At 44.2% G+C, this 26,786-nt stretch carries 26 protein-coding genes and 3 tRNA genes; 19 read left to right on the forward strand and 10 right to left on the reverse strand.

Translation table 11 applies throughout. The annotated features are described in order from the left end of the window. From hemA to OCV57_RS08770, 10 genes are all read right to left on the reverse strand, one after another. Window positions 1–1,113 (reverse strand): glutamyl-tRNA reductase, encoded by a 1,113-nt coding sequence (hemA, locus tag OCV57_RS08725; protein ID WP_267301206.1) that lies wholly within the window; start codon window positions 1,111–1,113, stop codon window positions 1–3. Next, window positions 1,110–1,661: a DUF3877 family protein gene (locus OCV57_RS08730; protein ID WP_267301207.1), complete on the reverse strand. Its 552-nt coding sequence runs from the start codon at window positions 1,659–1,661 to the stop codon at window positions 1,110–1,112. The genes hemA and OCV57_RS08730 overlap by 4 nt, the downstream gene beginning before the upstream one ends. Before the next feature lie 63 nt (window positions 1,662–1,724). Then, window positions 1,725–2,645, reverse strand: coding sequence for a LysR family transcriptional regulator (locus OCV57_RS08735; protein ID WP_022287091.1), 921 nt, complete (start codon window positions 2,643–2,645; stop codon window positions 1,725–1,727). Window positions 2,646–2,762: 117 nt separating this feature from the next. Continuing rightward, the gene (locus OCV57_RS08740; RefSeq protein WP_138339489.1) at window positions 2,763–3,320 is read right to left on the reverse strand and encodes a flavin reductase family protein; all 558 of its coding nucleotides are present in this window, start codon (window positions 3,318–3,320) and stop codon (window positions 2,763–2,765) included. Between the two features lie 19 nt (window positions 3,321–3,339). Continuing rightward, window positions 3,340–4,344: an aldo/keto reductase gene (locus OCV57_RS08745; RefSeq protein WP_138339488.1), complete on the reverse strand. Its 1,005-nt coding sequence runs from the start codon at window positions 4,342–4,344 to the stop codon at window positions 3,340–3,342. Between the two features lie 16 nt (window positions 4,345–4,360). Continuing rightward, complete coding sequence (locus OCV57_RS08750) at window positions 4,361–4,984, reverse strand: TetR/AcrR family transcriptional regulator (RefSeq protein WP_117956886.1); 624 nt, start codon at window positions 4,982–4,984, stop codon at window positions 4,361–4,363. 255 nt (window positions 4,985–5,239) lie between these two features. Next, a complete protein-coding gene (locus OCV57_RS08755) occupies window positions 5,240–5,551 on the reverse strand; it encodes a hypothetical protein (protein ID WP_117956888.1) in 312 nt (103 codons plus the stop codon). A gap of 104 nt (window positions 5,552–5,655) precedes the next feature. Then, window positions 5,656–5,740 (reverse strand) — tRNA-Tyr (locus tag OCV57_RS08760). 21 nt (window positions 5,741–5,761) lie between these two features. Further along, window positions 5,762–5,837 (reverse strand) — tRNA-Thr (locus OCV57_RS08765). 98 nt (window positions 5,838–5,935) lie between these two features. Continuing rightward, window positions 5,936–6,012 (reverse strand) — tRNA-Pro (locus OCV57_RS08770). Between the two features lie 390 nt (window positions 6,013–6,402). Here OCV57_RS08770 and OCV57_RS08775 point away from each other — a divergent pair. The 19 genes from OCV57_RS08775 to OCV57_RS08865 all read left to right on the forward strand — a co-directional run bounded on the left by OCV57_RS08775 (window position 6,403) and on the right by OCV57_RS08865 (window position 26,768). After that, entirely contained in the window at window positions 6,403–7,371 is a 969-nt protein-coding gene (locus tag OCV57_RS08775) for a hypothetical protein (RefSeq protein WP_117892226.1), read from the forward strand. A 300-nt stretch (window positions 7,372–7,671) separates the two neighbouring features. Further along, a complete protein-coding gene (locus OCV57_RS08780; protein ID WP_117924214.1) occupies window positions 7,672–8,541 on the forward strand; it encodes a substrate-binding domain-containing protein in 870 nt (289 codons plus the stop codon). A gap of 206 nt (window positions 8,542–8,747) precedes the next feature. Next, window positions 8,748–9,584, forward strand: a complete 837-nt coding sequence (pstC, locus tag OCV57_RS08785) for a phosphate ABC transporter permease subunit PstC (RefSeq protein ID WP_267301291.1) — start codon at window positions 8,748–8,750, stop codon at window positions 9,582–9,584. A gap of 5 nt (window positions 9,585–9,589) precedes the next feature. Continuing rightward, window positions 9,590–10,435: a phosphate ABC transporter permease PstA gene (gene pstA / locus OCV57_RS08790; protein ID WP_267301209.1), complete on the forward strand. Its 846-nt coding sequence runs from the start codon at window positions 9,590–9,592 to the stop codon at window positions 10,433–10,435. 3 nt (window positions 10,436–10,438) lie between these two features. Then, window positions 10,439–11,194 carry a phosphate ABC transporter ATP-binding protein PstB gene (pstB, locus tag OCV57_RS08795; protein ID WP_022287586.1) on the forward strand — a complete coding sequence of 252 codons (756 nt, stop codon included), beginning with the start codon at window positions 10,439–10,441 and terminating at the stop codon, window positions 11,192–11,194. 36 nt (window positions 11,195–11,230) lie between these two features. After that, a complete protein-coding gene (gene phoU / locus OCV57_RS08800; RefSeq protein WP_117863092.1) occupies window positions 11,231–11,890 on the forward strand; it encodes a phosphate signaling complex protein PhoU in 660 nt (219 codons plus the stop codon). Window positions 11,891–12,049: 159 nt separating this feature from the next. Further along, window positions 12,050–13,831, forward strand: coding sequence for a Na/Pi cotransporter family protein (locus tag OCV57_RS08805; protein ID WP_267301212.1), 1,782 nt, complete (start codon window positions 12,050–12,052; stop codon window positions 13,829–13,831). Window positions 13,832–13,849: 18 nt separating this feature from the next. After that, window positions 13,850–14,527 (forward strand): response regulator transcription factor, encoded by a 678-nt coding sequence (locus tag OCV57_RS08810; protein ID WP_022287583.1) that lies wholly within the window; start codon window positions 13,850–13,852, stop codon window positions 14,525–14,527. 27 nt (window positions 14,528–14,554) lie between these two features. After that, the gene (locus OCV57_RS08815; RefSeq protein WP_022287582.1) at window positions 14,555–16,285 is read left to right on the forward strand and encodes an ATP-binding protein; all 1,731 of its coding nucleotides are present in this window, start codon (window positions 14,555–14,557) and stop codon (window positions 16,283–16,285) included. 203 nt (window positions 16,286–16,488) lie between these two features. Beyond that, window positions 16,489–17,262: a DUF4261 domain-containing protein gene (locus OCV57_RS08820; protein ID WP_022287580.1), complete on the forward strand. Its 774-nt coding sequence runs from the start codon at window positions 16,489–16,491 to the stop codon at window positions 17,260–17,262. A gap of 251 nt (window positions 17,263–17,513) precedes the next feature. Next, window positions 17,514–18,935 (forward strand): MBOAT family O-acyltransferase, encoded by a 1,422-nt coding sequence (locus tag OCV57_RS08825; protein ID WP_117863096.1) that lies wholly within the window; start codon window positions 17,514–17,516, stop codon window positions 18,933–18,935. Between the two features lie 14 nt (window positions 18,936–18,949). Continuing rightward, window positions 18,950–21,196 (forward strand): DHHW family protein, encoded by a 2,247-nt coding sequence (locus OCV57_RS08830; protein ID WP_267301214.1) that lies wholly within the window; start codon window positions 18,950–18,952, stop codon window positions 21,194–21,196. A 1,001-nt stretch (window positions 21,197–22,197) separates the two neighbouring features. Then, window positions 22,198–22,503, forward strand: a complete 306-nt coding sequence (locus OCV57_RS08835) for a hypothetical protein (protein ID WP_267301215.1) — start codon at window positions 22,198–22,200, stop codon at window positions 22,501–22,503. 79 nt (window positions 22,504–22,582) lie between these two features. Continuing rightward, window positions 22,583–22,747, forward strand: coding sequence for a hypothetical protein (locus tag OCV57_RS08840; protein WP_167539803.1), 165 nt, complete (start codon window positions 22,583–22,585; stop codon window positions 22,745–22,747). Window positions 22,748–22,782: 35 nt separating this feature from the next. Continuing rightward, window positions 22,783–23,388, forward strand: a complete 606-nt coding sequence (locus tag OCV57_RS08845) for an L-2-amino-thiazoline-4-carboxylic acid hydrolase (protein WP_267301216.1) — start codon at window positions 22,783–22,785, stop codon at window positions 23,386–23,388. Window positions 23,389–23,433: 45 nt separating this feature from the next. Beyond that, a complete protein-coding gene (locus OCV57_RS08850) occupies window positions 23,434–25,233 on the forward strand; it encodes an HAD-IIIC family phosphatase (protein WP_267301218.1) in 1,800 nt (599 codons plus the stop codon). Beyond that, the gene (locus OCV57_RS08855) at window positions 25,226–25,471 is read left to right on the forward strand and encodes an acyl carrier protein (RefSeq protein WP_022288344.1); all 246 of its coding nucleotides are present in this window, start codon (window positions 25,226–25,228) and stop codon (window positions 25,469–25,471) included. The genes OCV57_RS08850 and OCV57_RS08855 overlap by 8 nt, the downstream gene beginning before the upstream one ends. 183 nt (window positions 25,472–25,654) lie before the next feature. After that, on the forward strand, window positions 25,655–26,218 hold the full coding sequence (locus OCV57_RS08860; RefSeq protein WP_022288345.1) for a hypothetical protein: 564 nt from the start codon (window positions 25,655–25,657) through the stop codon (window positions 26,216–26,218). A 19-nt stretch (window positions 26,219–26,237) separates the two neighbouring features. Then, complete coding sequence (locus tag OCV57_RS08865) at window positions 26,238–26,768, forward strand: inorganic diphosphatase (RefSeq protein ID WP_038670519.1); 531 nt, start codon at window positions 26,238–26,240, stop codon at window positions 26,766–26,768. The last annotated feature ends 18 nt before the right edge of the window (window positions 26,769–26,786 follow it).

Raw genomic sequence — 26,786 nt, forward strand, 5'->3', positions numbered from 1 at the left:
TCATTCTCCGTATTCTTTTATTACTTCTATAACCTTGCCGAAAGTCTGTGAATCAAGCTCCGACTTTAGTCTGAAAAAAAGCTCTTTCGCCGAAACCTCGCAAAGTCTTCTGTCAAGGCACTCAAACTGCGGAAGAAAATCATGGAACATAAGTTGCTTTTCAAGTTCGTCAGTTTCCTCGTCAATGATAAGCTTCGACCTCTCCACGCTGTCAAGCTTTTTGAGATTGTTTTCTTTGGCAAGCTCCGTGAAAAAGTCCATGTCTATAAGCCTAGCCCCTGCAAGCTTTTCCACGGCAGGGTCAATATCTCTCGGCACTGCAAGGTCTATAAAAAGCTTGTTTTCATTATCACTGAGCATATCCGCCGTAACAGTGTAGTGGGGGCTTGAAGTCGCAGAAATTATGCAGTCACATTCACCAATGCGCTCATATCTCTTTTCGTATGGTATAAGCTCAAGCTTTGGATCGTCTGAAATATATTCCAGCGCATTTCTGTGGGAACGTGCCGTTGCAAGCACAGTTACGTTCTTGTATGAAAGAAGATTTTTCAAGACCAGCGATCCTATCTCACCGCTTGCTCCAAGAAGCATCACCATGACATTATCCTTATAATGTGCCGCTTCCTTAGCCGCAAGAGTAGCCGTGGAAACGGAAGTCTTTGAAAGCTCCGTCTCCGTCTTTATTTTCTTCGCACAAGCGATAGCCCCCTGAAATATCATGTTCACCTCAGAGGAAAGCCCAATGCGCTCCCTTGAAAGATCATATGCACGGCGAACCTGTCCAAGTATCTCGTCCTCACCTATGACCGCCGACTCTATACCGCATGATACGCTGTAAAGCCTTTTTACCGCCGTCTTGTCTGTGAATATCATGACCTTGCGTTTGAGCTTTGCGATCTCCACTCCGCTTTGTTCGCAAAGAAGCCTTATGCCCTCCTCAGGTGTTCCGCAAAAGTAAAGCTCCGTCCTGTTGCAGGTGCAAATAAGCACAGGTGAAAAGTCCTTTACGTCAAAAAGCAGCTTTTCACACTGAGCGCTGTCAAATGTGAAAAGGCTGCGAAAGGTTTGTCCGCAAAGCTTGTGATTTACGCTTATGCAGGTGAAATTTTTCATTTTTCTGTGTTATCTCCTGACTTTTCGGGATAAAGTGCGTCATAGTCAAGCTTGGTGAATCTGTGATATGTTATGCCGCCCAGATCGTCCTGCAAACAGTATCTACAGCCGTCAGGCTCTCCGTCTGGAAAGTATGCAAGCAGGTCAAATTCATCGTCAGGTGCAGCAGTTATAACAGTGTTCTTATTATACTTTCTGAATATCTCCGCCGCACGTTCAAGAGAACACCCTTCTTTTACCGCGCCGATAAACTCCACAAGAAACGGGCTTGCCTCCACCTTTTCGTGGATAGCCCTCACGCTCTCCTCTGATACCGTAACAGCTATCCTGCCGTCCTGAGCAAGCGAAGCCTTGCATGAAAGTATCTCACTTTTGTATTCGTCTATGGCTTTTATCATTTCCTCAGCCGTAAGCTCGCCCCCTGTTATGGCGTTGAGGGAGTCAAGAGGATAAAAAAGCGTCACCGCATTAGGGGTAAACCCAAGTTTTATCTGCGACTCTTTTATAGTATCGGTTATATTCTGTTCAAGCTTTATAAGCTCTGTCATGAAAATTCTCCTTTATACATAATTCCTATAGGCTTTGTATGTTTTTATAATATCACATATTTCTCATGTTGTCAACCTTGTTTCCTCGCCTATATATTTTTTCAGTGCATTGATATAAAATTCCGTCAGTGGATTAGAAAGTACCTTTTTGTGAGTAACTATGCCAATGCGCATCGACCCCTCCGCTTCAAGGGGAACAGCCACGATATCACTGCCGTTGAGCTTTTCGTCAATAACACCGCTGCAAATGGTGTAGCCGTTAAGACCGATAAGAAGATTAAAAAGGGTCGCACGGTCACGGACACGGATATTCTTTGGTCGTTTTATGGTGCTGAGTATCTCCTCCGAGTAGTAGAAAGAGTTGTATTCCCCCTGCTCAAAGGATAAATAAGGGTAGGGGAGCAGGTCGTCAAGGGTCACAGACTTTTTCTGCGCGAGGGGATTTGCAGAGCCGACAAAAACGTGTGGCTTTGCAGAAAAAAGCTCCGTGAATTTAAGCTCTTTGGACTTTATCTCCTTTGAAAGCACAGGCTCGTTGAAATCGTTGAGATAGAGTATGCCAAGCTCGCTTTTCATTCTCGCCACGTCCTCGATTATCTCGTGGGTCTGCGTCTCACGAATGCTGAAATCATATTCATCTCCGCCAAACTCTTTTATAAGGTCAACAAAAGCGTTCACCGCAAAGGAGTAATGCTGAGTGGATATGCAAAACTGCCTTTTGCCGTGTTGCTTTCCGCAGTATTTTTCTTCAAGCAAACTCGCTTGTTCAAGCACCTGCCTTGCATAGCCCAAAAAGACTTCACCCTCTTTTGATACCGTTATGCCCTTGTTTGTGCGTATGAATATAGTGATATTCATTTCCTTTTCAAGCTCACGGATAGCGTTGGTAAGACTAGGCTGAGAAATAAAAAGCGACTGTGCCGCCTCGCTGACAGTACCTTTCTCCGCCGTAGCCACCACATATTTAAGCTGCTGTAAGGTCATATCTCCACCTCTTTTCAGATATATCCTTATTATATAGCGTATTTATGAAATTTTCAAGTGAAACAGGTCATACAAAAAACACGCCCCCGAAGGAGCGTGCCTTTTTTTACCGTCATATTATTTCAGTGCGTTTCCATCGCTGAATGCCTGACCTACCTTTTCGCCAACAACATAATAGCCGTGATTTACAGGTTCATATGCTATAGGTCTGAACTTTGTGAGATCAATGCTGCCCTTGTCGTCAAGAACGCTTTCGTCAGCAGCAATGTTTACTATCCTGCCAAGAACGTTGCCCTCTTCTGTGAATCTAACAAGCTCACATTCCAGAACAACAGGAAGTTCGTTGATAACAGGTGCGTCAACAAAGCGGCTCTTTTCTGTTGTAAGACCCGACTTTGCCATTTTGTCAGCAGTGCTGTTTGCAGATACTATACCAACATAATCGCAAGCCTTCAAGTTAGCAGCGTCAGCAAAGCTTACCGTGAAAGCCTTTTTCTCCTTGATGTTCTTTGTGGTCTTGTGGCTCTCGCTAAGGCAAAGCTCCACCATGTCAGCACCGTAAAGACCGCCCCATGCAGCGTTCATAGCGTCTGCATTTCCGTTATTGTCATATGTGCCTACAATAAGAACAGGCAGTGGATAAAACCAAGGGTTCTTACCAAAATCTTTTTTCATTGTGGATTCCTCCTAAAATTTATTTCTTCTCGTCAAGCAGAACAACGTTCTGCGGCGGGTTTTTGTCTATCGCTCCCACTGTGTAGTGCGGAACATAAAGCTCCTCCAAATAAGCTATATCTTCATTTGTGAGCTTTACATCAAATGCACCTGCGGCGTCGTCAAGATATCTCGTCTTTGTCGCTCCTATTATCGGTGCACAAACGCCCTTTGCCCATTGCCATGCAATAGCCACCTGCGACATTTTGCAGCCGTGCTTTTCAGCAACCTCTGCCACACGCTTTACTATCTGCTCGTCATACTTTTCCATGCGGTCATATTTGCCCATGGCAACACGGTCGGTCTTGCTCCTGAGTGAATCAGAACGCCATTGTGGCCTTGCAAGATGCCCTGCCGCAAGAGGACTGTATGGCATGAGCAAAACGTTCATCTGCCTGCATATCGGTATAAGTTCCTTTTCGTCCTCTCTGTAAAGCAGATTGTAGTGGTTTTCCATAGTCGAAAACTGCGTCCAGCCATTGTCCCTCGCCGCTATCTGCATATTGTGGAATTGATAACCATACATCGCAGACGCACCAAGTGCCCTTACCTTTCCTACCTTAACAAGCCCGTCAAGAGCCTCCATTGTTTCCTCTATAGGCGTGTCATAGTCAAAGCGGTGAATGATGTAAAGGTCAAGATAGTCAGTACCCAGCCTTTTGAGAGTGCCGTCAATCTCACTTTCTATAGCAGCTTTGGATAGCCTGCCCTCGTTGAAGTATACCTTTGAGGCAATTACCACCTTGTCCCTCTGTGTTAGCTTTTTCAGTGCCTTGCCTAAATATTCTTCGCTCGTGCCCTGCGAGTAGCAGTTTGCAGTGTCGAAAAAGTTTATCCCAAGATCAAGAGCGTGGGAAATGACCTTCTCGCTCTCACCCTCGTAAAGGGTCCAGTCATGCATAGTGCCTGCCTTGCCAAAACTCATGCAGCCTATGCACAGCTTTGATACCGCAATGTTCGTGTTTCCAAGCTTTGCGTATTCCATTATTCTGCCTCCTTTGTCAAATCCCCAAAAGTCTTTTCACTTCCGCAATGGTTATCTCGTAAGCCGTAGGAAAGGAGTATTTCACCCCAGCCAGTTCCATGGCCTCACGCTGTTTGTCAGTCACAGAGGTGTAAGGATAAATGCCGAACATAAAGGGGAAGAACGAGTATATAAAATCGTGTATATCCCCATCCGTCATGTCAGGGAAGAAGTGCATAAGACATAGCCGTACCTCCTCCAAAGCCTGCCCATACGCCACCTTGAATTCCACCAGCCTCTCCATTCGGCTGTGCTCCTCCATGTCATAGTGGTTCATGGAAAGCAGCTTTAAAAGCGTCCCACGCTGAGAAAGCGAAAAAGCAAGCTTGTGAGCAAACGTCCACTTGTTCATGACATCATTTTCCTCACGTAGTTTTTTCAGTTCCCCCGTCCAAAGTTCATATTCCCTCTGCATAAGAGCGAGAAAGATCTCCTCCTTGGTGTGAAAATAGTTGTATACCGACGTCCTCGTAAAAGACGTTGCGTTACCGATCTCTTTTATGGTAATGTCCCTGAAATTCATTGTCTGATAAAGCTTTTCGCAAGCGTTTATTATCTCGTCCTTTCTGGCATTAGTCAGCTCCTGTGACCCCTTCGGCATTTTTTTACCTCCCACGCTCTATTCTGACACCACGTCAGAATATCCTTTGCACACATTATACCACCATTCTGACATCGTGTCAATAGTCCGACTTGACTTTTCGCCTATCTTTCACCTTTCAAGACCCTGCCAAAGCACATAACAAAAAAGAGCAAGTTCCCCAAGCTTGCTCTTTCCATTTATAAAACCCATATACATAATATCAAATTCCTGATATCCTCAAGATATTTCTGCTCATCTTCCTCAAAAATACCCTTATCCCCCAGGCCGAACACCTTCTGCACAACTTGTCGCGCCGCTGTTTTCATCAAAGCATATGAAAAAGAAAACCTCGTCCGACGAGCCTAAAAACCCCGCTTTCTTTTCCTTTATGGTGTATCCGCACTTGCAGTTTGAGTATATTCCGTCATCAGCCTCGCCAATAACGCAGTCAAAATCCCCGTTCTCGTCAACTATCTCCGCCGAAGTCTTTCCGATAAAGTCCTCAGCGTCATATTTTGACGTGCAACTGGCAAGTGTAAGCGTGAAAATGACAGCCGCAAAAAGTATCAAAACGTGTCTTTTCATAAACTCTACCACCCCATGACATTCTGATTTTTTCGATTATATCATATCGCAGTCATACCTGTCAAGATAAAACAAAAAAAGCCCGCAGAAATCTGCGAGCTTTTTGGTGGGAGAAGGTGGATTCGAACCACCGAAGCTAGAAGCAACAGATTTACAGTCTGCCCCCTTTGGCCACTCGGGAATTCTCCCATATGAATGAAAACAAAATAATGGAGCTGGTGGACGGACTCGAACCCCCGACCTGCTGATTACAAATCAGCTGCTCTACCAACTGAGCTACACCAGCTTGTATTGCTTGATCTGTCGAACTGACGATATCTATTATATCATATCTCCAAACACTTGTCAAGCACTTTTTATTTTGTTTTCATTTTTTTAATAAAGTGGTCGAGGCGACAGGACTTGAACCTGCGGCATCTTGGTCCCAAACCAAGCACTCTACCAAACTGAGTTACGCCTCGTAGTTGACGTTGCACACGGTGGGGAAAAGTCTCCAGCCACGGAAAAGTTCCAAGCTTTGTGTGCCTTGAGCTTCATAGATGTTTCTGTGAAGCATTTGTCTGCGTCATCAGACAGCTTAATTATTATACTCCCCAATGCCCGTTTTGTCAATAGGTTTTTTATCACTTTGTATACTTGCACAATTATGCCCTGCTTAAAAGCGACACAAATGTCATACTTCAACAAATTATACCGTGATATCATACGAAAACATCAAAAATAATGTCCATAAAAGAGCCTTTTTTAAAAGAATGGTATAATTTGATGATATTTTGGTGAAACCTGTTGATTTTTAAAATGGTTTGTGTTATCATTATATTTAACAGATAATATTCGGGAGGAAAGTAAAAATGAAAACAAAGGAATGTCCTTTTTGCCATAAGGAAATATCCGAAGAAGCAATACTCTGTAAGTATTGCCATAACCTGCTTATAGACGAAAGCACGCCTGTTACGGAAGACAGCAAGCAGGAGGAGCAGAATTTCACCTCTGCTGACGATGCTGACAGAACAAGAGTGTTCACAAAGCAGGAGGCACAGGAGTATGAAGAGAAAACAAGAGCTTTTACCGTGCCTAAACAGCCGGAAGAGCCTACAGAGTTTTTCTCCACACCAATAGCTGATAGCCATGATAATAATGACGGCTGTGAGAATTATCAGGATAATTATGATAATGGCGGCTATTCTGACGATGAAAACGATTATTCCGATGATGATACAGAGGATAACGATGACGCTTCCAGAAAGAAGCTCTTTGCAATTACTGCCACTATCACAGTGGGTATACTTGTGGTGGTCATTCTTGCTATAGTTGCAGGATATAAGATCTTCGGCTTTGGCGGAACAAATAATAAGACCACTACTACAAAGCCAAAAACAACTGTTTCCGCTGATGACGACAGTAAGGGAGGAGTGTTCGTCGATACCGAGAGCAGTGCAGTTTCTACTGACACAAATACCACTACCTCACAGCCGGCTGACGAAAGCTCAACACCAGCCACCGAAACCTCTGCACCTGATACAGAAACAACGACAACTACCACAACAACTGCCTCAGATACAGAAACTACAACAACTACCACAACTAAAGCAGACTCAAAGCCTGACGAAACTACAACAACTACATCAGCCGAGAGCGGAGATTCTGCAAAGGCTGTCGCCGCTATCACAGCTCAGATAGACGGCAAGGTGTCTTCATATGAATACAGAACTGAGGACGCAGGCTTCATGTACTATTACGTCTTTACAGAAGATGGTCACGGCTACAGCGCCGCATATAATAAGGCAGACGGCTCAGTTGTACTTGTACAGAGCTACTGATTTTAAATAGAATATCACCGATTTTACAAAGTGCGTTTTCCTTGTGAGAACGCACTTTTTGTTTATACAAAAGTATTTTACATTGTGCATAGCAGTGTAAAGCCCGTTTTTGTGTGTAAATTCCTTTGCAAACATCTTACAATGACTTTACGTTACTTCGGTTACTGATTTTACAATGCTGATGTATCATAAGTATATCACCTGAATAGAAATAACATGAAGACCTGCACACAGGGTGCAGAGAGAAAAGGTGCAAATCAAAAAGCCCAAAGGGCAAGTATAAGAAAGAGGTTTTATATCATGAAAACAAGAACATCAAAACTGGCAGCGATCTTTACATCAGTTGCACTTGCAGCCACAATGCTCGCAAGCTGCGGAGGAAGCTCAGATAAGATCACAGTTATCTCCCGTGAGGACGGCTCAGGAACAAGAGGCGCATTCATCGAGCTGACAGGTATCGAGGAAAAAGACTCTAACGGCAACAAGACCGATAACACAAAGAAAGACGCCCTTATCTGTAAGTCAACAGACGTTGTGCTTACTCAGGTGTCAGGAGATAAGAACGCTATCGGCTATATCTCATTCGGCTCACTGAACGATACAGTAAAGGCTCTTAAAGTAGAGGGTGTTGAGCCTTCTACGGCAACTATCGAAAGCGGTGATTATAAAATAGTAAGACCTTTCAATATCGCTGTTAAAGACGGACTGTCAGACGCCGCTCAGGACTTTGAGAACTATATCCTCAGCTCAGAAGGTCAGGATATCATCGAAAAGGCAGGCTACATAAAGATCGACAAGAGCGCAGCAGCTTACGCTTCAAACAACGCTTCCGGTAAGGTAGTAGTCAGCGGTTCATCATCAGTAACACCGGTTATGGAAAAGCTTGCAGAAGCATATCAGAAGGCAAATACAAACGTAACAGTAGACGTTCAGCAGTCAGACTCCTCAACAGGTATCAAGGATGCTATCAACGGCACATCTGATATCGGTATGGCTTCAAGAGATATCTCAGACGACGAGCTTTCACAGGGTATCAAGTCTGTAACTATCGCTCAGGACGCTATCGCAGTTATCGTAAATAAGGATAACGCAGTTGAAGATATCACAATGGACGAGATAAAGGCTATCTATACAGGCTCAAAGACAACATGGTCTGACGAAAGCAAATAAGCTATCAAGTTAATTCTCCATAAAGATTTGCACAAGACAAAACTTTGGGCGGCACAGCAAATTGTCGCCCCATTTGTCTGAGCAAAAAAACAAGTGAAAAATTTTCAGAGGTGATAATTACGTTGACGGAAAACACAGCGGTGGCAGCGAATACAGCCGCTCAGAAGCCAACAGCAAAACAAAGTTCCCACCTGCTTGAGAAAGCGATGAAAGCATTGTTTTTCCTTTGCGCCTGCGTTTCAGTTGCGGCAGTAATAGTAATATGTATCTTCATGTTCGCTAAAGGCTGTCCTGCAATCGCAAAAATAGGCGTGGGAAACTTCCTCTTCGGAACAGACTGGAGTCCTAGAAACGTCCCTGCTTCATATGGTATCTTCCCTATGATAGTCGGCTCTCTCTACTGCACCGCAGGAGCAATAATGATTGGCGTGCCGATCGGACTTTTAACAGCGATATTTATGGCAAAGTTCTGTCCTAAAAAGCTTTTCAAGTGGCTCATGCCTCCAATAAATCTTCTTGCAGGCATACCGTCCATTGTATACGGCTTTTTCGGCATGGTAGTTGTAGTTCCTATCATAAGAAACCTTTTCGGCGGAACAGGAAACAGCGTGCTTACAGTTTCCATTATCCTCGGTATCATGATACTTCCTACTATCGTGGGCATGAGCGTGAGCGCACTTAAAGCCGTTCCTGACAGTTACTATGAGGGCGCAGTCGCCCTTGGCGCAACACACGAAAGAGCAGTTGCAACAGTCGTTTTTCCTGCCGCAAAGTCAGGCATACTCGCAAGCGTTATCCTCGCAGTGGGCAGAGCAATAGGCGAAACAATGGCAGTTATCATGATAGCAGGAAACTCCACTATCATTCCTCACTCCCTCATGGACAGCGTCCGTACCCTCACAGGCAATATCGTAATCGAGATGAGCTATGCCGAAGGACTTCACTATGACGCCCTTATCGGAACAGGCGTTGTGCTGTTCGTGTTCATTCTTCTTCTGAACCTTTGCTTTAACCTTGTCACAAACAGAAAGGATAAAGGGTGATAAAAATGTCAGACAGAATGAAAACCTATAAAACACACCCCATGTCATTGGTGTTTAATATCTTAACCAAAATAGCAGTTGTGCTTACCATAAGCGTGTTCGTTCTTATCGTGGGCTATGTGGTGATAAAGGGCGTTCCTTATCTGAAACCGTCCCTCTTCGCAAAGACCTATACCACCGAGAACGTGTCAATGCTCCCCGCTATCGTGAACACCTTTGAAATGCTTCTGGTGTCCTTGGCAATAGCCGCACCTCTGGGCATATTCTGCGCAATATATCTCGTTGAGTATGCAAAGAAAGGCAATAAATTCGTCAGAGTCATAAGACTTACTACAGAAACACTCTCAGGTATCCCGTCCATAGTGTACGGACTTTTCGGAAATATGTTCTTTGTGCTTGCCCTTAACTGGAAGCTCTCAACGCTCTCAGGCGCGTGTACATTGGCGATAATGGTGCTGCCGCTGATAATACGTTCTACCGAGGAAGCGCTGAAATCTGTAGACGACAGCTTCCGTGAGGGCAGCTACGGACTTGGCGCAGGAAAGCTCAGAACTATCTTCGTTATCGTTCTGCCTCCTGCAATAAGCGGTATCCTCTCAGGCGTTATCCTTGCAATGGGAAGAATTTTCGGCGAAACAGCCGCCCTTATCTATACCGCAGGAACTATCGCCAAGTATGCAGGCCTTACAGACTCAGGACGTACCCTTTCTATCCATATGTATTCACTTTCAAACGAGGGACTTTATATGAATGAAGCAAGCGCTACAGCAGTTGTCCTGCTGGCAGTTGTACTTCTTCTTAACGGACTTGCGTCCCTTGTTGCCAGAAAGCTTTCCAAAGGAGGAAACTAATAAATGACACAGCCAAAACTGCAGGTGAAAAACTGCGATCTCTTTTATGGAGATTTTCAGGCTCTCAAAAATATAAACTTGTCCATAGCCGAAAAGGAGATAACCGCATTCATAGGCCCTTCAGGCTGCGGAAAATCTACTCTTCTTAAATCCCTCAACCGTATGAACGACCTCGTAGAGGGCTGTAAGATAACAGGCGATTTTACCCTTGACGGGGAGAATATCTATAAAGATATGGAAATAACCGAGCTTAGAAAGCGTGTGGGAATGGTTTTCCAGAAACCAAACCTCTTCCCGATGTCCATATATGATAATATCGCATACGGCCCAAGAACTCACGGCATAAAGAAAAAAGCCGACCTTGACGAGATAGTCGAAACAACTCTTCGTCAGGCTTCCGTGTGGGACGAAACCAAGGACAGACTTAAAAAGTCCGCCCTTGGTATGTCAGGCGGACAGCAGCAGCGTATCTGTATCGCAAGAGCACTCGCCGTAAAGCCGGAGGTGCTTCTTATGGACGAGCCTACATCAGCCCTTGACCCTATCTCCACTATCAAAATAGAGGAGCTTGCCACAGAACTTAAAAAGAATTACACTATCGTTATCGTCACCCATAATATGCAGCAGGCGACCCGTATATCCGATAAAACAGCCTTTTTCCTACATGGCGAGATAGTCGAGTTCGACGAAACTCAGCGTATCTTCTCCAATCCTAAGGAACAGAAAACTCTCGAGTATATCACAGGACGTTTCGGATAAACGCTTTGGAAATATAGGTGAAAGGAAGAAATATCTATGCGTGCGAATTTTGACAATAAGCTCAGCGAGCTTAACAAAAAGCTGCTTTCTATGGCAGCAATGACAGAGCAGATAATCGCAATGTCAATAAAATCTCTTGAAGAGCAGAATACAAAGCTTGCCCGTGAAACGGTGGAGTTTGACGCCAAGATAAACGAGGCGGAGCGTGAGGTAGAGAGGATCTGTCTTAACCTGCTCTTGCAGCAGCAGCCTGTTTTTGCCGAGGATCTCAGACGTGTGTCCGCTGCACTTAAAATGATAACCGATATCGAGCGTGTTGGCGATCAGTCAGCAGATATTGCAGATCTGAATATCCAGCTTATAAAGAAAAAGCAGAAATGGGATCTTAGCGACATCAGTGAAATGGCAAGAGCCGCCACACAAATGGTGAACGACGCTATCGACGCCTATGTGAACGACGACGAGAACCTTGCCCGAAAGGTCATAAGCTCTGACGATAAAATAGACGAGCTTTTTGTAAAGACCAAGGATAAGATAATTGACGAGATAGCCGCCGATAAAGCAAACGGTGAAAAAGCTATAGATACCCTTATGGTGGCAAAATACTTCGAGCGTATCGGTGACCATGCGGTAAATATCGCAGAATGGGTGGTATTTTCCGTAACAGGCGTCCATAAAACAGAAAGGATCATGTAAAATATCATTACAAAAGGCGGAAATACCGCCTTTTTGCTCTTTTTGTACGATTTTACTCAGATTTTACTCAGCCTGATTTGTTATTTTACAATTATGTTGTATAATGTTCATTGTAAACATTGTAACAATAGTGTAAAATTATTATCAGGGAGTGTCAGTATGACGATTTTTAATGTTCTGACCCTTATAGGCGGTCTTGCAATGTTCCTTTACGGAATGAATGTAATGGGTAACGGGCTGGAAAAACTCGCAGGAGGAAAGCTTGAAAAAATATTTGAAAGGCTCACCTCAAACCCTATCAAGGCAATGTTGCTTGGACTTTCTGTAACAGCGGTCATTCAGTCCTCCTCAGCCACTACAGTAATGCTGGTGGGCTTTGTAAACGCAGGCATCATGAAGCTCCATTCCGCCATAGGCGTTATAATGGGCGCAAATATTGGGACTACCGTAACAGCGTGGATATTGTCTTTGTCAGGACTTAACGGCGACAGCTTTATTATCAATATGCTCAAGCCGTCCTCGTTCTCGCCTATCCTTGCGATAATAGGCGTTGCAATGCTGACATTCTCAAAAAACGATAAGAAAAAGGATATCGCATCTATACTCGTAGGCTTTGCAGTGCTCATGTTCGGAATGGACTCAATGAGCGGTGCAGTCGCACCTCTTAAAGACGTTCCTGAGTTCGCAGAAGTGCTTCTCTGGTTCAAAAACCCTATTCTGGGCGTTCTTGCAGGCGCACTTCTTACCGCTATCATTCAGTCGTCCTCAGCGTCAGTGGGAATCTTGCAGGCTCTCTCAGCCACAGGTGCAATAACCTTCGGCTCAGCGCTTCCTATAATTTTAGGACAGAATATAGGTACTTGCGTAACAGCACTGCTTTCATCAATAGGCACAAGCAAGAACGCAAAGCGTGTTGCAGTTGTCCACCTCTATTTTAATATAATAGGAACAGTGCTTTTCCTTACAGTGTTCTATCTGCTCAATGCCTTTATCGGCTTCTCGTTCGTTGACGGAGTTGTGGGCGCAAAGGAGATAGCTATTGTGCATACTATATTCAACCTGTCAACATCTATCATACTTCTGCCATTTATCAAAGTCCTTGAAAAGCTTGCCTACCTCACTGTCAAAGACAAAGAGGGGGAGGGAAACAAGGACAATATCGAAGAGCAGTTCAAGCTTCTTGACGAAAGATTTCTCCAGTCACCGTCTTTTGCAGTTGAAAAGTGCAGAGAGCTTACAAACCGCATGGGCGAGATAGCAAAAGAAAGCATAGACATGGCAATGAGCATCTGCGTTGATAAGTACGATAAGGAAAAGGCAGAGCAGATAGCCGTAAATGAAGCAGCCGTCGACCTCTATGAGGATAGACTCGGCACATATCTTGTAAAGCTTTCGAGCCGAGATCTTTCTGCAAAGGATTCTCAGTCAGTTTCAACTATACTTCATGTTATAGGCGACTTTGAGCGTATCTCCGACCACGCCATGAATATGGTGTCCGTTGCCGAGGAAAAACAGCAGAAGGATCTGAATTTCACATCACAGGCAACAGCCGAAGTAAAAGTCATGTGCAGTGCCGTAAGAGATGTTTTGGATATCGCCATGGAAGCCTTTGAAAAGCACGATCTGGAGCTTGCCACAAGAGTTGAGCCGCTTGAGGAAGTGGTGGATAAGATAAGAACAAAGCTTAAAAACCGCCATGTAAAAAGGCTTCAGACAGGCGAGTGTACCATAGAAATGGGCTTTGTGTTCTCCGATCTGCTCACAAATTTGGAAAGAGTTTCAGACCATTGCTCAAATATAGCGGTCTGTCTTATACAGGAAAACGACGAAAGCTTTGACGTCCACGAGTATGTTCAGATGCTTAAAAATTCAGGCGAGGGCTTTGACGGACAGGTCAAGCGCTACAGCGAGAAATACGCTCTGCCTGCTAAAGAGTTTTAACGAAAAGGGGTAAGATCTATGGCACTTATATATTGTGTAGAAGACGATGACGGAATAAGAGAGCTTATATCCTGCGCACTTAAATCAGGCGGATATGAGGTGAAAGCATTTCCAAAAGCAAAACCGTTTTATGAAGAGATAAGAAACAAAGAGCCTTCGCTGGTGCTTCTTGACATAATGCTTCCTGACGAGGACGGCTATTCCATACTTTCAAAGCTCAAAAAAGACAGCCACACTCAGGACGTTCCTGTTATAATGCTTACTGCAAAATCAAGCGAGCTTGATAAGGTGTCAGGTCTTGAAATGGGCGCAGACGACTATATAACAAAGCCGTTCGGCGTAATGGAACTGCTTTCAAGAATAAAAGCTGTTTTAAGACGTGCAGGCAAGCAGAACGCCGAGGCTGACGTAATAGAAGAACAGGGCGTATCCCTTGACGCTTCAAGACGTATCTGTACATATAACGGTCAGGAGGTCGTTTTGACCTATAAGGAATTTGAGCTTTTGATGTATCTTATGCGCCATAAGTCCATAGCCGTGAGCCGTGATAAGCTTATGGAAATGGTCTGGGGCTATGAGTTTGCAGGGGAAACAAGAACTGTTGATATGCACATAAAAACCCTCAGACAAAAGCTTGAAGCCGCAGGCTGTACGGATCTTATCAAAACAGTCCGTGGCATAGGCTACAAAATATAAAAATTTTCAGATAAGGAGGAACAGCATATGCAGAAAAAACTCTATAAAGTCATGACGATACTTGTTTCATGTACAGTGCTGTTTTTCCTTTTAGTAGCAGGCTCTCTTGGATATTCTACCTATCAGCGTTTCACTAAAAATGAGCTTAAATCCGCTGCAAAGCTCGTTGCCGCAGGAAACAATAAACCCTCAGAAATGGCTGATATTTTGGAAAGATCAGTAGAATATGATGTCCGTGTCACCTTTATCGACGCACAGGGCAATGTAAAATATGACTCTGAAGCAGATCCCGCCAAAATGGAAAACCACTCCGACCGTGAAGAGTTCAAAGAGGCTATGGCAAATGGCGAGGGCGAATCCACAAGATTTTCCAAAACCCTTGGATATACTACATATTATTATGCCATAAAATATGACGGCGGTGTGCTGAGATTTTCTACAGATAAGGAAAACCTTGCAGGGGTGTTCCTTGCAGTGATACCAATGCTGGTGGTGTTCGCAGGAGGAATAATCTTTATCACCACCATAATCTCCATAAAGCTTTCAGAAAGCATGATAAAGCCGATAAATTCCCTTGTAAAACAGCTTGATCTGAGGAACGAGAATATCGGTCAGTTTGAAACGCCTTATGAAGAACTTGAACCTATCATAAAAAATGCGGACGTTCTTATGGGACGAATACATAAGAACATGAATAAAATAAAGGCAGAGAGAGAAAAAATATCACTTATCACTGAAAATATGGTTGAGGGCATGATACTTCTTGACGAGGACATGACAGTGCTTTCGGTAAATAAGAGCGCCTTGAAAATTCTCGGCAACAGCTTTGACCCTACTGAGCATACCAAGATAGACCATATGACAAACGATCAGCAGATAATAGGTCTGCTTGAAGAAGCCAAGGAAAGCGGTGCAGCAAAAGGTATCATCACAGAAAAAAGCCGTTTTTACCGTACCTTTGCAAATAAGGTCTACAGCGAGAATACCCTTGATTTTGGTATCATAATCTTCTTTGTTGACGTAACAGAGGAGATACAAAGTGAGCAGATACGCCGTGACTTCTCGGCCAACGTATCTCACGAGCTTAAAACTCCGCTTACCACCATAAAAGGCTTTGGCGAGCTTCTTGAAAACGGCATTTTCACCAAGGAAGAGGACGTGAAGAAATACGGCGGTATGATATATCGTGAAAGCGAAAGACTTTTGTATCTTATAAACGATATTATCAGGCTTTCCCAGATAGAGGAGCAGGAACACGTTTTAAACGATAAGATAGACCTGCTGAAAACCGCCCATGACGTAGAGGAGATACTCCGTCACAAGGCAGATAATAGAGAGGTCACAATGACCATTGAGGGCGAACCTGTTCAGATATACGGCAATCAGAGCTATATCACAGAACTGTTTTTGAATCTCATGGACAACGCCATAAAGTACAATCATGAGGGCGGAAGCCTGAAAGTAACGGTCGGCATAGAGGACGGCAAAGCTTTTGCAGTGTTCAGCGACACAGGCATAGGTATATCCGACGAACATCAAAGCCGAATCTTTGAACGTTTTTACCGAGTTGATAAAAGCCGTTCCAAGAAGATAGGCGGCACAGGCTTAGGGCTTTCTATAGTAAAGCATATAGTCGCATATCACAGCGGTGAGATATCCCTTGAAAGCGAGCTTGAAAAGGGAACTACCATAACAGTGAAGCTGCCTTTCAACGAGCCTGAAACACAGCAGGCTGAGGAAACAGCGGTAACAGAATAATAACCACGCCGTTCTGACGAGAAGTCGGAACGGCGTTTTTGTGCAGGTACATGGTATACAAATGTGTGATAAAGCATGGTCAAAAAATCATCGCCGCAGGCGATACCATAATTCCTCATTCCTCATTTACCTCCCCCTGTTGCATTTTCTCCCCAAGTGTGCTATAATGACCTCAACAGACTTTATCTTATGGAGGTAACAAAATGTCAGAAGAAAACAAAAACGTTCAGGAAACCAAGGACGATAAAAAGGAAGGCAACGTCCTTGCAGGCTTCGTTCTCTACACAGACGCTAACATGGATTGGCTCAGATTTAAAAAGTTTCTGAAAGACGATTGGAACATCGTTCCGCAGGACGATGTAAAAGACAACGCTATGGTATTCAAGGTTGGCGATATGGTGGTCGCTTGCTCACTTATGCCTAACCCAGTTCCTAACAAGGAAGCTGAAAATGCGGCAAAGTATAATATTCTCTGGAAAGAGGGCGCAAACGAGGTCGCTAAGCATCAGGCGCACGTTATGCTCGCTGTAATGAATAAAACAAGCGCTGTTGAGCAGGCTATCCTCTTCGCAAAGGTGGCAAGCTCTCTGCTCAAGCTCGATAACGCTATCGGTATCTATAAAGACCCGACAGTTTATGAGAAGAATTTCTATGTGAACTTTGCCGAAACTATCAAAGACGGCGAGTATCCGATGCCTATTCTTATCTACACAGGTATGTATCTTGCTAAAACAGGTCTTTGCGCTTTCACATCAGGTATGAGATTTTTCGGATATGAGGAAATGGAGATAGTTGACTCTCCAAAACAGCCTAACGACCTGCTTGGATTTTTGCTTTCTATCTCCGAGTATGTGCTTTCTGAGGGCGTTGAGCTTAAAGACGGTGAAACTATCGGCTTCTCTGAGGAGCAAAAGCTCCCTATCACTCTGTCAGACGGCGTGAGCGTTCCGGGCAAGACCCTGAAAATAAAGTATTAAACAGCGTAAATGCGTGACTTTCTGTAGGGGCGGACATTGTTTGCCCGTTATCGGTCACTTGCACATGATTTTTAGATATTTCTAAGCCGTACAATTTGTGCGGCTTTTTTTGTGCATAACCGAAAAACTTTCCGCAGACCTCTGTTTTAATTGACTTTTAGAGTGTTCAGTGATATACTTAAATGTGTATCGCCTTTTGTCGGAATAAGCCGACAATGGCTGTTTTATCAATTTTTGTTAGGAGTTTTGTTGTGGTATTTGCAGATCTATTTTTCTTGTATTTTTTCCTGCCTGTGTGCCTGATATGCTATTTTATCACACGCAGTACAGCCATAAGAAATGCAGTGCTGGTGGTGTTTTCACTTATCTTTTATGCATGGGGCGAGCCTGTCTGGGTGAGTATCCTTATAGTTTCCTCCCTTGTGGACTACATAAATGGTCGGGTGATAGAAAAACACCCCGAAGGCTGGCAGGCAAAAGCAGCGCTTGCATGGTCGCTTGTCTTTAACCTTGGAGTGCTGTTCGGTTTCAAGTATACGGCGTTCTTTGTGGAAAATCTCAACAATTGGTTCGGTCTAGGCATACCGGTGCCTAATATCGTTTTGCCTATCGGTATCTCTTTCTATACGTTCCAGACTATTTCCTATACCGTCGATTGCTATTGGGGCAAGGTCAAGCCGCAGAAAAACTTCGGCAGATTTCTTTTGTATGTATCCATGTTCCCACAGCTTGTTGCAGGACCTATCGTAAGATACTCCGTTATCGGCGAGGAGATAAACGAAAGAAAGACCACCGCCAAGGATATTTCCGACGGCTTTTCAAGAATAATCCTCGGACTTGGCAAAAAGGTCATTATCGCAAATAATCTCAGCACCATTGTAACAGCCCTTTTCGGCTCTGCTTCAAACGGCTATGAAAATATAAAGACCCTCTCTGTGGCAGGCACATGGCTTGGCGCAATTCTTGTGGGTCTGTGGTATTATTTTGACTTCTCAGGCTATTCAGATATAGCTATCGGTCTTGGCAGGATATTCGGCTTCCACTTTGATGAGAACTTTAAATATCCTTTTATCTGCAAAACTATCTCAGAGTTCTGGCAGAGGTGGCATATCTCCCTTAGCTCATTTTTCAGAGATTATGTGCTTTATCTCCCTATCTTCGGCAAAAGAAGAAAATACGGAGGACTTTTCCTTGTATGGTTCTGCACAGGACTTTGGCACGGTGCAAGCTGGAACTTTGTTTTCTGGGGACTTTACTATGGAATGTTCATATTCTTTGAAATGCTCATAGGCAAAAAGCGCATGAAGAAAATGCCTGTACCCCTTGCACATATCTATACAAAGCTTGTTATTTTCATAGGCTTTGGAATATTCTATTTTGAGAACCTTGGCTCGCTGGGTACGTTCTTCAAGGCACTTGTTGGAGCAAATGGAAACAAGCTGACCGACACAGTTACACAGCACCTTTTCATGAACAATATCTGGCTTTTTGCAGCGGCAGTGCTTTTCACAATGCCTGTTATACCAAAGATCAAAGAAAAGGCGCTCTCTGCAAAGGGTACAGCCTATTTTATGCAGTCAGCAGGTATCCTATGCAATGCGGCGATACTTGTTCTCTCAAGCGTTCTGCTTGTGAACACAACAAACAATCCGTTCTTGTATTTCAGATTTTAGGCAGGTGAAAGAGTATGGCAAATAATAAAGATTTTGAAAAGGACTTCAAACTGCCTGATACAAAGGCTCTTTCAGAAGCCTATACAGAGTATCTTGACAGCGTTACTTTCGGTGGAAAGCCTATAGGCGAGGAAAAGAAAAAGCCTGAAGCTGTCAGCATGGCAAAAGTTGACGAAACGGAGAAAAGCTCCACTGTCCATGACGAGATAGTAGAAAAGATAGTCAGAAAAAATAAGGCTCTCAGCCACAGCATTTGGACGGACGAGCCTGTTTTAAAGCCTAAGAAAAGTGTATGGCTAAATACTGATGATGATAATGAAGAAGCATTGAAAAAAGTTGAGAAAAAAGCTGAAAAAGTTGAAAATTCTCAGTCTGTACAAAAAGCTCAGGAGAAAAATGCTGAGGAAAAGGCTTCTGATAATGAGGTCATTATCCCATTTTCCAAAGAGAAAAATCACATAAACGGCACTAAAAAAGAGATCTCTGTGGCAGTTTCAGCAGACGGAACTGTGAAAAAGCTGCCGAATAAGAAGAATTTCGTGCTGAAGATCCCTGACAGCTATTATAGGGAATATGACGCAGCGGCACAGGATAAAGGCCCTGTTATCGCAGGAAAAAGGGTCGAGATAATCGACAAGAGAAGCCCTGAGAAAAAGCCTGAGAATGCTCAGAAGCCCAGCAGGGTAGAGGCGACAATAAATGTCAGAGTGCCTGTTCAGAAAGAGGAGAAGCCTGTCAGGGAAGCTGAAAAAAAGGCTGAGCCGAAACCTGATCCTGTGGAAAAAGAAGAAAGCGACGCTAAGGCAGAGGAAGCTTACAGAAAAGGCATCGAAAAGGCAAAAAAACGTCGTGAGGAACGTGAAAAGGCTAAGAAAAACAATATTCACGAGCTAGAGTTTAATGTTATAAATTCTGTTGTTTGCCTGCTTATTGTTTTCGGCGTATTTGCGGCACTGCTTGTGATGAAGCGTGAAAGCGGTTTTATACAGTCAGAAAACAGAAACCTTGCGACTTTTCCGAAATTTTCGCTGTCATCATATTTTGACGGTGACTTCACAAGCGGGATAACCGAATATTTTACCGACACTGTTCCAAACAGAGAAAAGCTTAAATCTTTCTGCTCTGATTTCACGAATATGCTTGGAATAAAGCTCAACGATACTGTTATAACGGGCGATTTCAAAACGGTGGAAAAAGAAGAGTTGGATCAGGATAAGATCGCAAAAACAACAACTGTAACGGCTTTTACAGGTTCGAGGACCACCACCACTGCGGATACAAAGACCACCGACACAAGCACAACTACGAAAAAATCAACGGAAAGCGAAAAGGTAGTTGACGTGCCTGACAATCTTGACGACGGTCAGTGGGAGGGTGATGTTATAGTATCCGGCAAGGGCAAAAACGTCCGTGCAATGGGTGCATACTATGGCACGTTCGAGAACGGCGACAAGTATGCGAACACCATAAACAAATGGAAGGCTGACCTTGGGGACAGCGTGAACGTATACAATATGTCTATCCCGACTTCGGCGGCTTATTATATGCCGAACAATCTCAAGGACGCTGTTTCAGATCAGAAAGACAATATCGACAACATTGCCGCAGGTCTTAACGGAATAATCAACACCGATGTTTATGACGCTCTGGCTGAGCATACAAAGGAATATATCTACTCAAGAACGGATCATCATTGGCAGCCTTTGGGAGCATATTATGCGGCGCAGGTTTTTGCCGATCAGTCGGGAATAGATTTTCCAGACCTTGATACCTACGATAAATGGGAGATAGACGGCTTTGTGGGAACGATGTATGCTTACAGCAATTACAACAGCGAGTTGAAAAAATATCCTGACAAGTTCATTTACTATAAGCCTGACAATAATGATGATCTGACGGTAAAGTATTATGATACGGAGTTTAAAAACCCTGTGGAGTCTACGCTGTTTTTTGACTATGCAGAGGGCGTGAACTGCTATTCTGCGATACTCAACGTGGATCAGGAGATAGCTGAGATAGACACGGGCGTGGACAATGGCAGAGTGCTTGTGGTGTTCAAAGACAGCTTTGGAAATGCTCTGATACCATTTTTCACCCATGGCTTCTCAAAAATCTATGTTTGTGATTTCAGATATTTTGATATAAACGCTATTGATTTTTGTAAAGAAGTGGGCTGCACAGACCTGCTGTTTGCAATATCGTTGACGAGCTGTTCAACGCCTAGTAAGGTGGATTGTTTGAATAATATTAGGATACAGTAGGAGCTAAGTGAGGAATTAGGAATGAGGAATGAGGAATGAGCAAAGCTGCCCCCAAGCACCGAGCGAAGCGAGAGATAAAGCGCACGCTCAAGCCCGGCGCTAGAGGGCTTGTGGGGTCTAGGGGCAAAGCCCCTAGCGGAGTATGAGGCAGAGCCTCATTCGGCGCAAGCCGACAAGGTGCAGATTTAATGAAAAATAGCATATAGAAGTCAAATATCAGATAAAAGTGATATCGGAGAATTAAATCTGCACCGCTTTTCTATCCCATAGCAAAACGTAGATACGCAAAGAGCGGAGCGATTTTGCGGCAAGATAAACTATCCCGAATAACTGTAGGGGCGAACAGCGTTCGCCTGTGTTCTGAAATTATGCAATTTCAGCATTGTAGGGGCTGGCGCCCTCGACAGCCCGCTCGAAGGAGTTATCAAGAGCTCATGTAGAAAACATTATGTGGATAACACAAATGAGATTGCAGACGAAATGTCGGAGGGTCGGGACGTCGGGGGCGCCGTCCCCTACAAGCGTGATAGGATAGTTTTTTGTTCTGCCCTACAATGGTTGTAATCGTGGACTTGTTTCTTCGACGGGCGAACGCTGTTCGCCCCTACAGATTTGTAAAAAAATAGCGGCCAATATTCAATTTTCAAGTTACATTCGGGGTGTGTCACCGAGTATAATGTCCTAGGTTTTGCATACACAAAATAACAAATGCACACCCACGCTTTGACACAAGTACTCTACAGCCTGTTCCAGAAACTCACCTCGGTTTCACTAAGTCGCAGGGCTTGTACGTGCCCGCAAGTATCAAAACGCTTTCTACCTATCCTGAAAATCATCACTTTTGTTGCATAAAAAATGCAACAATTGCAGAAATGTTGCCAAATTAAAATATAAATCATTTGTTTGCACGAATTTGTGGGGAGAATTTTGTGCAGGGTGATGATAAAATGTGAGTTATCAGAAAATAAAAAATAGATGCTTTTGGCATAGGGGGTATGCTTATGAAGAAATTTTTGGCTATAACGGCTCATGTTATCAGTGGTCTGGGAAATGACCTTTTGGGCTGGGTGGTAATCATTAGCTTTGAGCTGACAGGCAGTGAGGGGAAGTTTCAGGACGATGTTTTTCATTGGATAATTTTTGCTTGTGGTTTGATACATATTGCGGTGAGCGTGCTGTACAGTTTGTTGGTTTGGAAAAAGGGTACGGCGAATGGTCATGCTCTGTCGGGAAAAATTCTTGCAGTTTATGATATCATTATGACGCTGGTGCCTTATATGTATTGGTTTGTGGTTTGTGTGCTGTAGGTTTGGGTAAGGTGAAGCTAACGGACGAGGTTTGCCGTATGGCTTTGGATAATATGAGATAGGCTGGAGGTTGAGCGTTATGAAAAAATTTAGGACGGTGGCGGCTGTTGTTATCATGTTTTTTGCGGCTATGGCTGGCTATTTTGTTGGGGCAGCATTGCAGGAGGAAATGGGCGGTGCGATACTGTTTGCGGTGATAGCCGGGTTTGCTTGCGTTATTTACAATATGGATAATCGGGAATAGAGTTGGCGTTGTTTAACGGATAGAAAGGTGAAAATATGGAAAATACGCTTAGTGTGAAGATGATATTTCACTTTTATCACAGTGTGGTAAAGGCGGAGCTTAAAAGGAGAGGCTTTCCTAAAGAGGTTGCTAAGAAGATAGAGGAAGAACATGGGAAGATAGTTGCGAGGGCTAAGGATATTGGTAAGTCAAAGCTTTTGAGTTCGTACATTATGGCGAGCTATTACATTGCCATGAACAGGAGCACAGGGAAGTCTGCGCAGGAGAATTTTGAAATATTCCGTGACGGGCTTTGCGCTTCAAAGCTTTTTCACAAGGTCATGGGTGATGTGGACAGCTATCTTGACCCTAAAAAGATGCCAGGGCGTTTGAAATGGTCGGAAGACAGTCACAAGAGGTTATATGAAAACGATTGGGTGGTGGATATTCTGCCGGGCAATGGTGAATATGACCTTGGGTATGATTATCACGAATGTGGGGCGTGCAAGCTTTGCAAGGACGAGGGGTGTCCTGAGCTGGCGGCTTACATATGCAGAATGGATTTTGTGCTGGCGGACATGATGAACATGAAACTCGTTAGGACGGGGACTATTGCTGAGGGTGCATCATACTGCGATTTTAGGTACAGCAGGAAGAAGTGACAGGCTCATAGGGGCTGAGAGTTATTTAAGAGAAGGTAAAAAAGAATGAAAGAGTTGGAGTATCCATTTGACAATGGGTTTATAATGAAAAAGAAAAGGTCGCTGAAAAGGCAGCTTTTGGGCGACGGAGCGGTGCGGCTGAAAAAGAGGGTGGCTGTGCTGGGCGGCTCGACTACGGACGATATCGTGTCGGTATTGGAGCTGTTTTTGCTTGACATGGGCTTTGAATGTGAGTTCTATCAATCGGAATACGGACAGTTCTGGCAGGACGCTGTGTTCTCAAACGAGGAGCTTGACCGCTTTAAACCTGATATCGTTTATATACACACGAGCCTTAGAAACCTCAGCTTTTCACCTACCCCCAGGTCGGGTGAAGAGGAGATAGAGCAGGGGTTGAACGCTGAGCTTGACAGGTTTTCTCAGGCTTGGGACGGAGTGAAAGAGCATTTCGGCTGTCCTGTGATACAGAACAATTTTGAGCTTCCGTTTTTCCGCCTTATGGGAAACATGGATGCTTCCGACAGGCGTGGAAAGGTGAACTTCGTCACAAGGCTCAATTCGGCTTTGTATGACAGGATAGCCCAGAGGCCCGAGGTTTATCTCAATGATATAAACTGGCTGTCAGCGGCATATGGGCTTGAAAAGTGGAGCGAGCCGAAATATTGGTATCTCTACAAATATGCGCTAAATATCGAGGCTATACCTGAACTGGCTTTTCAGGTGGCAAATATTATAAAGGCTATCTTTGGCAAGAACAAAAAGGCGCTGGCTCTTGACCTTGACAACACTCTTTGGGGCGGCATCGTTGGTGACGACGGTGTGGAAAATCTCGAGATAGGCAAGGAAACGGCTGAGGCAATGGCTTATTTTGAGTTTCAGCAGTATGTTAAGGCGCACAAGGACCTGGGCGTGCTTTTGACGGTATGCTCCAAAAATGAGGAAGAGAACGCTTTGGCTGGGCTTTCCCACCCTGAGGGCGTGCTAAGGCCTGATGATTTTGTGGCGATAAAAGCCAACTGGCTGCCAAAGGACAAAAACATCGTTGACACGGCGGAGGAGCTTAACATTCTTTCTGAGGCGTTTGTTTTTGTGGACGATAACCCTGCGGAGAGGGAGATAGTCAGGGGACAGCTTGGGGGAACGGCTGTGCCTGAGATAGGGGAGGTCACGGACTACATAAGAGTGCTTGACCGTTCGGGATATTTTGAAACTGTTACGCTGTCGGAGGACGATCTCAAACGCAATGATATGTACAGGGCGAACGCTCAGCGTGCAAAGGCGCAGAGCAGGTTTGCGGATTATCATGATTATCTTTTGAGTCTTGAAATGACGGCAGAGATAGGGGATTTTTCGCCTTTGTATCTGCAAAGGATAACTCAGCTCACCAACAAGAGCAATCAGTTCAATCTCACCACAAAGAGATACACTGCGGAGCAAATGGAGGCGGTCTATAACTCTGATGAATACATAAGGCTGTATGGAAAGCTTTATGACAAATTCGGTGACAACGGCGTTGTGGCGGTGACTATCGGAAAGACAGACAGCGAGGACAAGGGCAGGCTTGATATCGAGCTTTGGCTGATGTCATGCCGTGTGCTGAAAAGGGATATGGAGCTTGCTATGCTGGATAGTCTTGTGGAACAAGCAAAAAAACGTGGCATAAGGGAGATATACGGGCATTATTACCCTACGGCGAAAAATAAAATGGTGGCAGGGCTTTATGAAAGCTTCGGCTTTGAGAAGATATCTCAGGACGAAGAGGGCAACACGGCTTGGCGGCTTTTAGTTGAGGGGTATGAGGATAAAAATACTGTTATAAAGGTGAAGGAGGAGCATTATGCTTAGCAAGGACGAGATAATTGAAAGACTTGATGATGTTTTCAGAGATGTTTTTGATGACGATACTTTGGAGGTGGACGAGAACACCACGGCTGATGATATTGAGGATTGGGACTCTATCGAGCATATCACTCTTATCGGTGCGGTGGAAGACGAGTTCAAGATGAGGTTCAAAATGGGCGAAGTTTCGGGTATGAAAGATGTGGGCGAGATGATCGGCATTATTGAGCAGAGAGGCAAGTAACAGGCTGTTTGCGAAATATGCGTGAGAACGCTGTTCTTTTTCTGAATTTTGTGATTTATAGCGGCGGTATGGCTGAAAGGCTGTACTGCCGTAAACTTTTAATGTAAATTCATAGGTTATACTTGAAATATCTGCGAAAATGGTTTATACTATTGGTAATAAAACTATTTTACGGAGGATATTATGGAAGATAATTTTACCCTCTGTCAGGGCGTATCTGTGGGCGGAGCGGAAAAACTGAGGTCTTGCTGCCACATTCAGGGGGATAATATAAGGGGTGTGCTGAGTTGTGACATCATGGCGAAGGTCGCCTGCGGTGTGATAGAGAAGCTCGCTGAACCTATATTCTTCTTTCTGGAGCTTCCTGACAGCGAGAGAGATGGATACAAGACCTATTATCTTGATAACTGCACGAAAGAGGTCGCCCTTGCCATAATGAAGCGTTACGGCACTGTGCTTGTAAATGACGGAGTATCGAGATTTGGGTTTGGCTCGCACAAGAATGACGAGGAGATATATTTCACAGACTATCAGGAATTTCAGATATACTCACGCAATCCAAAGAAGCTTGAGAAGCTTTTTGACAGACTTGGGATAGACGTTGTGGGTGAAGATGAAGTTGTAACACTGTGGGACTTGATAAACGAGGACAACGCCGGTTGTATCTCATGCGTTGAGGCGGACGGCGAAACGGTTTTTGACATACCTGAAAATCTAAAGTCTGAGGGTATGTACGAAGCTGAATGAAAATACAGGAGGAATGTACATGAACATCTGGCACGATATTTCACCAAAGGTGATAACAAAGGAAAAATTCACGGCGGTAATAGAGATACCAAAAGGCTCAAAGGTAAAATACGAGCTTGACAAGACCACGGGCCTTCTGAGAATGGACAGGATACTTTACACATCGACCCACTATCCTGCAAACTATGGTTTTATCCCTAGGACGTATGCAGAGGACGGCGACCCGTTGGATGTACTTGTGCTTTGCTCGGAAACGCTTGCGCCTTTGTCTTTGGTTGACTGTTATCCTATAGGCGTTATCTCCATGCTTGACAATGGTGCGGCTGACGAGAAGATAATCTGCATTCCGCTCAATGATCCTACATACAACATATATAAGGACATTTCAGAGTTGCCTAAGCACATTTTTGATGAGATGTGTCATTTCTTCTCGGTATACAAGGCACTTGAACACAAGGACACTGTTGTCGATGATGTTAAGGATCGTGAACATGCTACTGAGATCGTGGCGCAGTGTATCGACAGATACATTGAGAATTTTTGCAAGTAAATAACTGAGGCTTGGCGG

The sequence above is a fragment of the Hominimerdicola aceti genome (genome assembly GCF_025567495.1).
Taxonomy (GTDB): Bacteria; Bacillota; Clostridia; order Oscillospirales; family Ruminococcaceae; genus Hominimerdicola; species Hominimerdicola aceti.